Origin of the sequence: Bifidobacterium sp. (assembly GCF_051876855.1) — a bacterium.
GTDB lineage: Bacteria > Actinomycetota > Actinomycetes > Actinomycetales > Bifidobacteriaceae > Bifidobacterium.
The window spans coordinates 1-13,039 of the sequence record NZ_JBJEIH010000037.1; the positions used below are offsets into that span (position 1 = coordinate 1).

Below are 13,039 nucleotides of genomic sequence, written 5' to 3' on the forward strand. Positions count from 1 at the left end.
TATTTGACCGTCCAAAGCCGTCTGAAGAGCCGCGGCCGGAAAATCCACCCGGGAATGAGAAAATCTGTGCCATGGCTACAGGTTAGGGCGTTTCATGCGATTGCGGTAAACGACACCCCGTACCGAACGAGGTCACGGAACAACGCATGCCCGGAACAACGCAGTCACAAGCAACAACAAAGTCACGCACAGCAACGACGTCAGCTCAACACGGGGTCGCGCATACCAACGACACCCGGCACGCATCAACGGTGTCAGTACACGTTGAAGCCGTGATCTTCGAATTGCTTGGCGACACGGGCGCGGAGCTTCGCGTCCGGCCCCTTGGCATCCTCAAGCGGGTACGGAATGCGCAATTCGTGCCATTTCGGGCGTCCTAGCTGGTGGAACGGCAGCACATCGATATGTTCGACGGCATCACCGAAAGTCTCACAAATGCGCGCCACATTCTCCACGTTCTGCGGGTCGTCGGTAAGGCCTGGAACGAGCACAAATCGCACCCAGATCTTCTTGCCCGCCGCGGCGAGCCGCTGCCCGAATTCGATGGTCGGGGCGAGCACCCCCCCAGTCACCCGGTGGTAGGTCTCCTCGTCGCCGGATTTGACGTCTAGCAGGCACAGGTCGATATCCTCAATCATTTCGTCGGTGTAGTTACGGTTGAGGAAGCCCGAAGTATCAAGGCAGGTGTGCACACCCATCTCCTTGGCTGCGCGGAACACGCGCGACACGAAGGCTGGCTGCATCATGGATTCGCCGCCCGAGAAGGTGATTCCGCCGCCGGTGGACTTGAACAGGTCCTGATAGCGGTCGATCTTCTTGATCATCGCCTCCAGATATACCGGCTGGCCGTCACGCATCTTCCAGGTGTCAGGGTTCTGGCAGTACTGGCAGCGCAGCGGGCATCCACTCATGAACACGGTCATCCGTGTGCCCGGACCGTCAACGGACGTGTTGATATCCCACGAATGTACGAAACCGATATCGCCCGTATGAAGCGCCTCGATACGGTCTCGACGATCCAAGCCGATCGGTGACTCGAAACCAGACAATCCTCCCATCAGGGTCTGACTCGCATACTGCTTGGACTTCTTGAGCATATGCGGCGTGGTCGTATGAAATCCTTGGGAACCGGTGGCCGTGGGCTCTGTCCGCGATTGCGATTGCGTATCTGTCGATGACATCATTGTCCTCCTTGTCATGACCCGTGCCGCATATGGCACCGGGAAACGGCTGGGGGCGGAACCTTTCGGCCCCGCCCCCAGTCATGCGGTTCGTGTGGTCATGCCACACACGCCTGCTTCAGCCGCCCGAGGGGCGGACAGGGTCAGTCGACGACAGCGCCCTGATGGAAGGTACGCGAAATCACGTCGAGCTGCTGCTCACGGGTGAGCTTGACGAAGTTCACCGCGTAGCCGGAGACACGCACGGTCAGGTGCGGGTACTTCTCAGGATGCTCGACAGCGTCCTCAAGCTGCTCCTTGCGCAGGACGTTGATGTTCGCATGGTACAGGCCATGGCCGTTGCCCGCGTCGAGGATGCCGACGAGGTTGTTGATACGCTCGTCCTCATCGCGGCCCAAGCCCTCAGGCGTGATGGTGTTGGTCAGCGAAATGCCGTCAAGCGCGTCGTTGTAGTCGATCTTGCCGACCGAGAACATCGACGGAAGCATGCCGTGGGAATCCATGCCGTTCTCCGGGTTCGCGCCCGGGGCGTACGGGGTGCCCTTCTTGTGGCCGGACGGGAAGGAACCGGTGTTCTTGCCGTACTCCACATTGGAGGTGATGGTCAGAATGGACTGGGTCGGAACCGCACCGCGGTAGACCGGCAGACGCTTGACCTGGCCCATGACCGTGGAAACGACCCACTTGGCGAGGTCGTCGGCGCGATCGTCATCGTTGCCGTAGATCGGGAACTCGCCTTCGGTGCGGTAGCCGACCACCAGATCGTCATCGGCGCCTTCGACGTACTCCTTCTCATGGCCAGGGGTGTCCTTCGCGTCCTTGTTGTAGACCGGGTACACCTTGGCGTACTTGAGCGCGGACAGCGAGTCGGCGGCAATGGACAGGCCGGACATGCCGCAACCGAGGGTGCGGTACACCTCCTTGTCGTGCAGCGCCATCTCGATGGCCTCATACGCGTACTTATCATGCATGTAATGGATGATGTTCAGCGCTTCGACGTAGGTCTCGGACAGCCATTCGAGAGCCTTCTCGTAGTTGGTCTTGACCTTCTCGAAGTCGAGCGTGCCGTCGGCCTCGGGCTTAATCGGGTCGATAACGCCCTTCTCGATGACCTGCATACCGGTCATCTCGTCGCGGCCACCGTTGATCGCGTACAGCAGGGCCTTCGCGGAGTTGACGCGGGCGGCGAAGAACTGCATCTGCTTGCCGACACGCATCGGGGACACGCAGCAGGCGATGGCCGCGTCGTCGCCCCAATGGGAGCGGATCTCCTTGTCGGACTCATACTGGATGGCCGAGGTGTCGATGGAGATACGGGCGCAGAAGCGCTTGTAGGCCTCAGGCAGCTTCGGATCCCAGAAAATCGTGATGTTCGGTTCGGGGCCAGGTCCAAGATGCTCGAGCGTCAGCGTGTTGAGCAGACGGAAGGAGGTCTTGGTGACCATGCAGCGGCCGTCGTCGCCGAAACCGGCGTCGGACCAGGTGGCCCAGTACGGATCGCCGGAGAAGATCTGGTCGTAGGCCTTGGTGCGCAGGAAGCGCACGATGCGCAGCTTCATGACAATCTGGTCGATGAGCTCCTGTGCGCCCTGCTCGTCAAGCTTGCCGGACTTCAGGTCACGCTCGATATAGATGTCGAAGAACGCGGAGTTGCGGCCGAAGCTCATGGCGGCGCCGTCCTGGCTCTTGACTGCGGCGAGATAACCCATGTACGTCCACTGGACGGCTTCCTGTGCGGTCTGCGCCGGGCGGGACAGGTCGAGGCCATACTCGTTGCCGAGATTGATGAGCTTCTTCAGCGCCTTGATCTGGTCGTCATGCTCTTCGCGGAAGCGGATCCAGTGCTCGATCTCCGGCTCGGTGAAATCATTGCGGTACGGCACGGAATCCTTGTCGCGCTGCTTGAGCTTGATCAGCGTGTTCACGCCGTACAGGGCCACACGGCGGTAGTCGCCGATGATGCGGCCACGACCGTAGGCATCCGGCAGACCGGTGAGGATCTTGTTGTGGCGGGCGATCTTGATGTTCTTTGTATACACGCCGAACACGCCGTCATTGTGGGTCTTGCGGTACTTGGTGAAGATCTTCTTGACTTCGGGGTCCGGCTCCTTGCCGGCCTCGAGAATGGCCTGTTCGACCATGCGCCAGCCGCCGTTCGGCATCATCGCGCGCTTGCAGGGCTCGTCGGTCTGCAGACCGACCACCACGTTGTCGACTTCCGGGCTCTCGATGTAGCCGGCCGGGAACGCATCGATATCGGCCGGGGTGTGGGTGTCCACGTCGTAGACACGCTGACGGCGCTCGACGGCGAGATAGTTGTCGTCGAGGTACTTCCACATGTGCTTCGTCTTGTCGGTGGCATCAGCGAGGAAGGACTCATCGCCCTCGTACGGGGTGTAGTTCTTCTGGATGAAGTCGCGAACATCGATGTCCTGCTGCCAATGTCCGCCGTTGAAGCCGTCCCATGCCTTGGCTTCAAGTTCCTCTTGGGAGAGTGCGGTCTGGTCAACTGCTGTCATATCCACTCCTTGGTGTCTGTCGGCGCAACGCACCGTTACGCTGCGTTCGGCTTCTATTGTAGTGCCATGACGATGGCGTCGTGTCGGGCGGGGACGTGACTTATATCACAATCACACGGAGCGATCAAGTGGAACGCAATCGGCGAATCAGCGATGCACAGTACACGCGTATACATACGATTCTGCTTCTTCCGACGCTGAGGCCGTGCCCGGCGTTGGAAGAAGCAGAAAGAAAAACCGGCCTACCGCGATGATGGAGGCCAGATGGTCTCGAAACCGGCAGCTGCCTGCATGGCCTGCGCTACTTACCCCAGCGCTTCCACTGACGGTCCTGCTCGTTCCACGTGGCGTTGCGTTCCTTGACGATCTTCCACGCGTCAAGCGCGTCCTGCCGAGTCCGGTACGGCCCCATGCGTTGCGAATCAGGCGAAATCATACCGTATTCCGGTTGCCCGGTGACCATATTGAAATACCATTGCTTGTCAGCCATAGACATCCTCCCGATACGAGTACCTTACTCGCGGAACGCGCTCGTCACCGGCAGACGGCGGTCGCGCCCGAAGGCGAGCGCGGTGACTTTCGGGCCGAGCGGGTACTGGCGGCGCTTCCATTCGGCGCGGTCGACGAGCCGCATTACCGTATCGACGGTCTTCTCATCGAAACCATCGGCCAGCAAATCGGCGCGGCCGTGGGCGTGTTCGATGTATGCGGCGAGCACCTGGTCGAGCAGCGCGTATTCGGGCAGGGAGTCGGAATCCTTTTGCCCCGGGCGAAGTTCGGCGCTCGGCGCTTTGGTAATCGAATTGACCGGAATAATGATGTCGTTCGGGGCGGGTTTGCCGTGCTCCCCCGTTTCGTTCCCGACGATATGCAGTCCGCCGATGCCCATGCCGTGCGCGCAAGCCTCGTTGCGCCACCGGGCGAGCTCCCATACACGGGTCTTAAGCAGGTCCTTGATGGGCGCGTAGCCGCCGACGGCGTCGCCGTAAATGGTCGAATATCCGCAGGCGAGTTCGGATTTGTTTCCTGTGGCGAGCGCGAGCACGCCCTTCGAGTTGGAATACGCCATGACGATGACGCCGCGGATGCGCGCCTGGAGGTTTTCAGCGGCCACACCCTCGAGATGCAGCTGGTTCTGATAGGCGACGAACAGCGGCTCGATCGGCTGGATGTCATAGTGGGCGCCGATGTTGGCCGCAAGGTCGGCCGCATCGTCCTTCGAACCATCCGAGGAGTACATGCTGGGCATGGAGATGCCCCAGACATTGGACCCTCCGCAGGCGTCCGCGGCCATGGCCGCCACAAGCGCGGAATCGATGCCGCCGGACAGACCGAGACACACGCCGCTGAAGTGGTTCTTGCGCATGTAGTCCTTGAGTCCGAGCACGCAGGCGGTGTAGACCTCCTCGTCCTTGTCCGGCGCCGGGGCGATGACCCTAGTCGTCTGTCGCTCGGCGTCGGTGTCGAAGTCGAACAGGCCCAAGTCCTCCACGAACATGGGCGAGCGTTGCAGCAGCGTGCCGTCGGCGTCCACGGTGAAGCTGCCGCCGTCGAAGACGAGATCGTCCTGACCGCCGACCTGGTTGACGTACACCACGGGGGCGGAGACCTCTCTGGCGCGGCGGACGGCCAGGTCGAAGCGCGTATGGGTTTTGCCTTCCTCGTAGGGCGAACCGTTCATGGTGACGAGCACGTCGATGCCACGCCCGGCGAGTTCGGCGACCGGGCCGCCGTCCTGCCAAATGTCTTCGCAGATGGCGAATCCAAGCCTGACGCCGTCGACTTCGACAACGGTCGAATGGTCACCGGGCGAGAAGATGCGGAACTCGTCGAACACCCCGTAATTGGGCAGGAAATGCTTGTCGTAGCCCGCCCAGACGACACCGTCATGCAGCACGACCAGCCGGTTGCGCGGTTTGTCGGAAGCGTGGTCGGTGCCGACCGTGCCGACGACGACATACAGGTCGCCCAGCCCGTCGGCTTCAAGTTCGGTGGCAAGCCAGTTCGCTTTGTCCCACGCGGCTTTGCGGAAGGTGCGCCTCAATGCCAAATCCTCAATCGGGTATCCGGTCAGGGTCATCTCCGGGAACACGACCACCTGCGCATGCTGCCGTGCCGCGCGGTGCGCGTACTCCAACGTCTTCTCGGCGTTGCCTTCAAGGTCGCCGACGCAGGTGTCGATCTGAGCGAGTGCTATGCGAATCTGTGCCATACCCCCAGCATAATGAGGGCATGGCACAACAAGATGTCCCGCTTGTCACGACCTGACTTCGTCAAGCACGCGCAACGCGGCGTTGATATAGAATTCTGCGCCCGTCTTGACAGCCGAATCCTTGGCGATGAACTTGGGGCTGTGCAGACCGTGGTGCCCCGGGCCGCCGTTGGAACCGACGAACGCGAAGACCACCGGGCACACCTTGCTGAACTCGACGAAGTCCTCCCCCGCCATAGACGGGTGAATCGGCTGCAAATCGGCATAATCCGGCACGTCGGCGGCGACGACCTTCGCAAGGTCAGGGTCGGAAACCAGCGGGTCCTGGAAATCGTCCCAGCGGAAGTCCGCACTGATGCCGTACGCGGCGGCCGTGTGCTCCACGATCGCGCGCATGCGGCGTTCGGCGAGCTGCGAATCCTCCTTGTAGAAGTAACGGACGGTGCCGAGGAATCCGGCTTCGGCGGGCACGACATTCCACACGTCGCCGCCGTGGACTTCCGTGACGGAGACGACCAGCGGATGGAACGGCGTCGCATTGCGGCTGACGATGGTCTGCAGGGACAGGATCATCGAGGCCATAGCCTCCAGCGGGCCGGTGCCCAGATGTGGGTAGCCGGCGTGCGTGCCTTCAGCGTGCAGGTCGACATAGAATTTCACGCATCCGGCCATCATCGGTTCGATGCCGACGGCAAGCTGGCCGGGCGTATAGTCCGGGTTGTTGTGCGTGCCAACCATCGCGTCGAGATCGTCCACCATGCCGGAATCGACGACGGATTTCGCGCCGCGTCCGGTCTCTTCAGCAGGCTGGAACACGATTTTGAGGCTGCCGTTGATCCGGTCGCGGTGGGAGGCGAACCATTCGACCGCCCCGAACAGGCTGGTCATGTGGATGTCGTGCCCGCAGGCGTGCATGACGCCCGGATTGTGCGAGGCGAAATCCAAGCCGCTTTCCTCAGTGACCGGCAGGCCGTCGATATCGGCGCGCAGACCGACACGCGGGCCGTCGTGCTCACCCTGAATCAGGCCGATGACACCGGTTTCCAGCGGGCTGTCAAGCACTTCGACACCAAGCGAACGCAGCTTGTCTGCGAGAAATGCGCTGGTGTTCACCTCCTTGAAACTCAGCTCCGGTGTTTCATGCAGATGGTGTCTGGTGGCGACCAGATCATCAGTGAGCTCGATGTGTTCTGCCATATGGTCCTCCCCTGTACTTGTTTTCGCGCCGGAATCGTTCCGTGTCGCGATCACCGCGTGTCGTCAGCGCTCAACGCTGCCGTTTGAGCACATGCTTGGCGAGCGCGTTGGCGATCGCCTGCACGACCTGTACCAAGACAATCATGATGACCACCGCAGACCAGGTGACCGTCTGGTCAAACTTCTGGTAGCCGTAGGCGATGGCGAAATTACCCAGACCGCCGCCGCCGATGTACCCGGCCATCGCGGACATGTCGAGCACGCCGATGAACAGGAAGGCGTAGGCGAGAATCAGTGGTCCCAAGGCTTCGGGAATGAGCACGGTGCGAATGATGGTGAATTTGGAGGCGCCCATGGCCCGGGCCGCTTCGATCACACCGGGGTCGACGGGCACGAGGTTCTGTTCGACCAGCCGTGACGTGGCGAAAGTGCACATGACAACCATCGGGAAGATCGCTGCCGCCGTACCGATGGAAGTGCCAACCACCTTGATGGTCAGCGGCTGCATTGCGGCGAGGAAGATGATGAACGGGATCGGGCGGATGATGTTCACGATCACGTCCAGGATGTGATACACCACGCTGTTCTCGAACAGGTTGCCCGGGCGCGTCCCGTACAGGACCACGCCGAGCACGAGTCCCAAGAACCCGCCGATCAGCAAGGTGACCAGCACCATTTCCAAGGTCTGTGCCACGGATTGCAGCAACAGCGGTTTCAACACCGTCCAATCGGATTTGCTGGCGAGACTTGTCGCAGCGTCAATCGTCCATGCGTTCATCGTGTCTCTCCTTCATCCGTCGCGACCGCCCGGTCGTACTCCACCGGGTGGCTTGCGGTACCGAAATCAATGACATCGCTGTCTTCGCGCAATGCCGTGAGGAATTCGCCGAACCGCGGGTTCGTGTCGTCGAACACGTAGGTGATCGCGCCGACCGCCGAGCCGCCCACGGTGTCCATGCCGCCGTAAACCAGGCCGCTGTGAATGCCGTATTGCGCGATGAGGTCGGAGATGTTTTGTCCGGACGCCTTGATCGCCGGACGGCCATCCGCCGCAGGGATGTCCTTCTGCCGTACCAGGACGCTGACGAGCCTGCCGTCCCATTCCTCATGCAGTTTCGCGACACGCGGGGCGTCCGGCAGCCCGGACAATGCGGTGGCGATGAACCGGCGGGTCACGCTGCGCTGCGGGGCGGCGAACACGTCGTATACGTCGCCGCGTTCCACGATTTTGCCTGCACTCATAACCGCCACCTTGTGAGCGATCTGTTGGACGACGTTCATCTGGTGGGTGATGAGCACGATGGTGACGCCCAGCTGCTCGTTGACGCGTTTGAGCAGGGCAAGCACTTCCGAGGTGGTTTCCGGGTCGAGCGCGCTGGTCGCCTCGTCGGCGAGCAGAATCTTCGGGTTCGTGGCGAGCGCACGTGCGATGCCGACACGCTGTTTCTGCCCGCCGGACAGCTGCGAGGGGTACTTGTCCTTGTGCTCGCGCAATCCGACGAAATCAAGCAATTCATTGACACGACGATCCTGATAATCCTTGCGCCAATGGTCCAGTTGCAGCGGATAGGCGATGTTCTGTGCAACCGTCTTGGTGGAGAACAGGTTGAACTGCTGGAAAATCATGCCGATTTTCTGCCGGATCGGCCGCAGTTTCGACTCGCTCAGCTGGTCCACACGCGTGCCGAGCACCGTGACCGACCCTGATGTGGGGCGTTCCAACGCGTTGACCATGCGCACCAGCGTCGATTTACCGGCGCCCGAGTACCCGATGATGCCGTAGATGTCTCCGGCGTCAATCTCAAGACTGACATCGTCCACCGCGCGTGTCGTCCCGCGCTCCTGCCCACCGCCTGCACGACGGCGATACTCCTTGATCACATGGTCGAAGGTGATGACTGCTTCTGCCATCGTTGCCTCCTTGGTATGCCTTCCGCAATATGTCTTCCACCGCTCTAGGCCCGGCCCAAGCTTTCGCCTGGCACCGGGCCTAGAGTTTCAGGATAATCGCGGGTCTGCCATCGGCGAAGTCACTGCTGCGCCTTGGCTTCCTTTTCGATGGTCGCCAGGTAGCTTTGCAGCTGCTTGGCGGTGAACTTGCTCGCCGAGACGGCGGTGCCGTCGGACTGCGCGTTGAGCTTATCGAAGACCGTCTTCGACTGGGCGATCTTGACGAGCTTGAGATAGGTCGCGTTGTTTACATCCGCCTTGCGGGCGACGAAGGCGTTGATGTATGGGCGGGCCTCCTCGCTTTCGGCGTCATCTTGGTAGATGGCGTCCTTGGCCTTCAGCCCTGCGTCCGCGACGTAATCGTTGTTGATCACACCGGCGACGACCTGCGGGTCTTTGAGCGAGTTGGCGACCTGCTCGGCCTTCAGCGGGGTGACCTTGACCTTGGACTTGGCGGTGTCGATGTCGTTCGGTGTGGCGAACGCGGTCCACTTGCCCTTGAGCGTCACGAGGCCCGCGGACTTGAGCACACCGATGGCGCGCGCCTGGTTGGTCTCATCGTTCGGGATGGCGACCGTCTGGCCGGCCTGGATGTCATCGATGCTCTTGACCTTGGTGGAGTAGACGCCCAGCGGGAAAATCGCGGTGCCGCCGATCGGCTGGAGGTCCTTGTTGTTCTTCACGTTGTAGTTCGCCAGGTACAGCAAGTGCTGGAACTCGTTGAGATCGAGATCGCCGGAGTCGAGCGCCGGATTCTCGGAGGTGTAATCCTGGAAATCAACAATCTTCACGTAGATGCCAGCCGCTTCGGCTTCCTTCTGGAATTCCACCCACTGCGGGTCGGTCGCACCGACCACGCCGATCTTCACCGGATTGGACTTAGAGCCCTTGGCGGCGGAATCACTGCCGCCCTTGGCCGCGCGGACGCCGAAGAACACCGCGACCGCGATAAGCGCGATGACGATGACGGCGATAACGATATTGCGTCCAGTGTGGTTGACGCGGACCGGTTCCTGCGGGTCGGACAGCGGTGCTGCCGGCTGGTTCTGCTCGGATGATGCTTGTGCCATGATGTTCCTCTCTCTTGCGCGATGCCATGCACCGCGATCCATTCGCCGGATCCCTCCGGCTTGCCGTATCCAACACCATAGCCGCAGTTTGGCGTGGTTCCGCCGGTTTTGCGGAAATTGCCTTATCGGCGTTCGTTATAGCCTGCATCGAAACCCCAAGGATTCAAGGATTTCCCAGTTGGCGCCCATCTCCTCCTGCCTCGGTGACGCACCTGCGCTGCCCGGGCCGAGCCCGCAGGCGTGGACGGACGCCTCGCGTACACTGGATGTACACGGACAAGGAGCGACACCGACATGACTTTCCAACTTTCCCCCGAGGCGGCCGCGCAGATGAAAGCCGCGTTCTTTGACATCGACGGCACGCTGACCAGTTTCGTCACGCATATCGTGCCGCAGTCGACAATCGACGCGCTGCATGCACTCCAGAATCGCGGCATCCGCGTGTTCATCTGCTCGGGGCGCGCACCCTCGCATATGCAGGTCGTACTGGACACGATCCCTGTGCATTTCGACGGCATCGTCGCACTCAACGGCCAGTACTGCTTCGATGACTCGGGATATCACGAGAACGAGTCGCTCGACCCGGACGATATCCGCACTATCGTGGCCTGGCTGGACGCGCACCCGGACGTGGTCGCGAATTTCTGCGAGCGTGACTACGTGTATTTCAACCAGATCACCGACACCATGCGCGAAACATGGCGGCAATTGGGCAAAACCGCGCCCAAGGTGTTCGTCGACGACCCGCATGAGCGCATCTGCAAGCATGTGACCTACCAGATCAGCCCATATATCACGCCTGAAACCGAACGCGAACTGACGGCGTTGTGCCGGCATACCACGGGCGTACGCTGGCATCCCTCGTTCACGGACCTGATTCCCGCGGACGGCGGAAAACCGCGCGGCATCCAACGTTTTTGCGACCATTACGGCTTCACGCGCGAGCAGACGATCGCGTTCGGCGACGGCGGCAACGATGCGACCATGCTCGCCTACGCCGGGCTCGGCGTGGCGATGGGCAACGCGACCGATGATGCGAAACGGTCGGCGGATTATGTGACCGATGACGTGGATCATGACGGCATCCTGCACGCCCTGCGGCATTTCGGCATCCTGTGATGCCGACTGCGGGGTTCCCACGCGTGGCCCGCATCGAATCCGCCAAGTAGCGCAATGGCCGGGCAACGCTGCCGACCGGCGCTTTGGCGCGGGGAGCGTAACAGCCGCTCCCCCCGTCCCCTCGCTATGAGACGATGGAGACATGACCACAGTTATCATGCATACCACTGAGGGCGATATCACCCTCAATCTTTTCGACGACCAGACCCCGAACACCGTGGCGAACTTCCTCGGTCTCGCTACCGGCGAACAGGCATGGCGCGACCCGTTCACCGGCGAGGAGAAGCACGACCCGTTCTATGACGGGCTGACCTTCCACCGCATCATCAAGGATTTCATGATCCAGGGCGGCTGCCCGATCGGCAACGGCACCGGCGGCCCGGGCTACGAGTTCGATGACGAGATCGTCCCCGGCCTGGTCTTCGACCGCCCGTATCTGCTGGCCATGGCGAACGCCGGCCTGCGCCGCGGTCGCGACGGCCAGCCGCACGGCACCAACGGTTCGCAGTTCTTCATCACCACGGTCCCCACGCCGTGGCTCAACGGGCATCACACCATTTTCGGCGAGGTTGCCGATGACGCGTCCAAGGCGGTCGTCGACAAGCTCGACGCCGTGGCGACGGACCGTTCCGACGCCCCGCTGGAGCCAGTCGGCATCACGTCAGTGGAAGTCGTGAAGTAAGCCTGACCGCTCATTCGTGTAACAACGTGTATCAACACGTGAGGCACGCAACCAGTGAAGCCCCTGCCAGATGCGGCGGGGGCTTCACTATCCTCAGGCCTTGCCGGGGCGTTATTCCGCACGGGCATGCCGTTCGCACAGCATCTTTGTGTCATGCGCGGTGACGGCCATGCACACGACCACGCTGATCACGCAGATAACCACGACTTCGACCATGCTCACAGCAGGGTTGAAATCATAGGTGCGCGATACCGGGTCATAGTATTGCAACAGCTGCACGTACCGGTGAATCCCGTTGAGCATAATCACCCCGAACAGCACGGTCTCGGTGATGACCAGCGGCGCATGGATGCGGATGAACGCCCAGCCATGGATATACCGGGCGAACACTTCCTGCGCCCGCCCGCGCACATGCGTGCGTGCCAATGCGACGCCCGACATGACCAGGACCAGCACACCGAGGATGAACGAGGCGACCGCTTGGTACAGCGAGCGCTGCGCTTCGGCGATTTCGTTCAGTGTGAGCCTTGCAGGGGTGCTCATCGCCGTTATCGCCGTGTCCAATCCGGCTTGTTTGAGTTCTTTCCACGCCTGATCGGGATCAGTGAAGAACAGGCTCATAGATTCGGAGCCTAATTCGTTGAGGTTGTCAACATCCGACGAGGGGTCGATACCGATGATGATCGTCCCGGTCTGCGCATGGCCGACATCCCCGATATCATCGGCGTTCGAATTCTGGGTGAACCGGTAGTCGAACGCCGTCTGCCCCTTCAAGCCGGTGACCGTTTCAATGCCCGGCCCCGGAGCATCGTTGAACTCGGTGTCCTGCTCGTGTTCCAGATACTTTTGCCAACCGTACTTGTGAATCAGCTGGGTCTGGGCCCATTGCTCGTGGACATATGCGGAGACGACCTGGCCGATCGCGTCCGCATCGCCGCTGCGCTCCTGGGGTATGACCAGCAGCACCTTGCCGTCGGGGACTGCTCGGATGCGAGTGCCGGACGAATCCTTGATGACGCTGCGGCGAAGGTATGCCGTGTTCACGATGAGCACGTTTCCTGATACGGCAGGCGTGGATGACGTGTCGTCGCGAATGTCCGACAATCGTG

At 61.3% G+C, this 13,039-nt stretch carries 11 protein-coding genes; 2 read left to right on the forward strand and 9 right to left on the reverse strand.

The features are described 5' to 3' along the window. Positions 1–254 precede the first annotated feature (254 nt). From pflA to ACI38B_RS03060, 8 genes are all read right to left on the reverse strand, one after another. Positions 255–1,097, reverse strand: coding sequence for a pyruvate formate-lyase-activating protein (gene pflA, locus ACI38B_RS03025; protein WP_439729482.1), 843 nt, complete (start codon positions 1,095–1,097; stop codon positions 255–257). A gap of 227 nt (positions 1,098–1,324) precedes the next feature. Next, positions 1,325–3,700, reverse strand: a complete 2,376-nt coding sequence (gene pflB / locus ACI38B_RS03030) for a formate C-acetyltransferase (protein WP_033492446.1) — start codon at positions 3,698–3,700, stop codon at positions 1,325–1,327. 301 nt (positions 3,701–4,001) lie between these two features. Then, entirely contained in the window at positions 4,002–4,190 is a 189-nt protein-coding gene (locus ACI38B_RS03035) for a hypothetical protein (RefSeq protein ID WP_015450292.1), read from the reverse strand. 24 nt (positions 4,191–4,214) lie between these two features. Continuing rightward, positions 4,215–5,912, reverse strand: coding sequence for an NAD+ synthase (locus ACI38B_RS03040; RefSeq protein ID WP_439729476.1), 1,698 nt, complete (start codon positions 5,910–5,912; stop codon positions 4,215–4,217). Between the two features lie 45 nt (positions 5,913–5,957). Further along, a complete protein-coding gene (locus ACI38B_RS03045) occupies positions 5,958–7,109 on the reverse strand; it encodes a M20 metallopeptidase family protein (RefSeq protein ID WP_439729477.1) in 1,152 nt (383 codons plus the stop codon). A gap of 70 nt (positions 7,110–7,179) precedes the next feature. Next, positions 7,180–7,887: a methionine ABC transporter permease gene (locus ACI38B_RS03050; protein WP_168973335.1), complete on the reverse strand. Its 708-nt coding sequence runs from the start codon at positions 7,885–7,887 to the stop codon at positions 7,180–7,182. Further along, positions 7,884–9,020: a methionine ABC transporter ATP-binding protein gene (locus ACI38B_RS03055; RefSeq protein WP_439729478.1), complete on the reverse strand. Its 1,137-nt coding sequence runs from the start codon at positions 9,018–9,020 to the stop codon at positions 7,884–7,886. The genes ACI38B_RS03050 and ACI38B_RS03055 overlap by 4 nt, the downstream gene beginning before the upstream one ends. Before the next feature lie 119 nt (positions 9,021–9,139). After that, positions 9,140–10,129: a MetQ/NlpA family ABC transporter substrate-binding protein gene (locus ACI38B_RS03060; protein ID WP_439729479.1), complete on the reverse strand. Its 990-nt coding sequence runs from the start codon at positions 10,127–10,129 to the stop codon at positions 9,140–9,142. 294 nt (positions 10,130–10,423) lie between these two features. On the opposite strand from ACI38B_RS03060, the gene ACI38B_RS03065 reads away from it, so the two are divergent. After that, positions 10,424–11,248, forward strand: coding sequence for a Cof-type HAD-IIB family hydrolase (locus ACI38B_RS03065; protein ID WP_439729480.1), 825 nt, complete (start codon positions 10,424–10,426; stop codon positions 11,246–11,248). 142 nt (positions 11,249–11,390) lie between these two features. Next, complete coding sequence (locus ACI38B_RS03070) at positions 11,391–11,930, forward strand: peptidylprolyl isomerase (protein ID WP_033492431.1); 540 nt, start codon at positions 11,391–11,393, stop codon at positions 11,928–11,930. 111 nt (positions 11,931–12,041) lie between these two features. Here the strand turns inward: ACI38B_RS03070 and ACI38B_RS03075 are convergent. Then, positions 12,042–13,039 (reverse strand): hypothetical protein (locus tag ACI38B_RS03075; protein ID WP_439729481.1); only part of this gene is annotated, 998 nt, incomplete at its 5' end.

What these genes read in the sequence shown, in the direction of transcription:
- pflA (WP_439729482.1), bottom strand. Translation starts at nt 1,097, where the DNA reads ATGCTCAAGAAGTCCAAGCAGTATGCGAGTCAGACCCTGATGGGAGGA.
- pflB (WP_033492446.1), bottom strand. Translation starts at nt 3,700, where the DNA reads ATGACAGCAGTTGACCAGACCGCACTCTCCCAAGAGGAACTTGAAGCC.
- ACI38B_RS03035 (WP_015450292.1), bottom strand. Translation starts at nt 4,190, where the DNA reads ATGGCTGACAAGCAATGGTATTTCAATATGGTCACCGGGCAACCGGAA.
- ACI38B_RS03040 (WP_439729476.1), bottom strand. Translation starts at nt 5,912, where the DNA reads ATGGCACAGATTCGCATAGCACTCGCTCAGATCGACACCTGCGTCGGC.
- ACI38B_RS03045 (WP_439729477.1), bottom strand. Translation starts at nt 7,109, where the DNA reads ATGGCAGAACACATCGAGCTCACTGATGATCTGGTCGCCACCAGACAC.
- ACI38B_RS03050 (WP_168973335.1), bottom strand. Translation starts at nt 7,887, where the DNA reads ATGAACGCATGGACGATTGACGCTGCGACAAGTCTCGCCAGCAAATCC.
- ACI38B_RS03055 (WP_439729478.1), bottom strand. Translation starts at nt 9,020, where the DNA reads ATGGCAGAAGCAGTCATCACCTTCGACCATGTGATCAAGGAGTATCGC.
- ACI38B_RS03060 (WP_439729479.1), bottom strand. Translation starts at nt 10,129, where the DNA reads ATGGCACAAGCATCATCCGAGCAGAACCAGCCGGCAGCACCGCTGTCC.
- ACI38B_RS03065 (WP_439729480.1), top strand. Translation starts at nt 10,424, where the DNA reads ATGACTTTCCAACTTTCCCCCGAGGCGGCCGCGCAGATGAAAGCCGCG.
- ACI38B_RS03070 (WP_033492431.1), top strand. Translation starts at nt 11,391, where the DNA reads ATGACCACAGTTATCATGCATACCACTGAGGGCGATATCACCCTCAAT.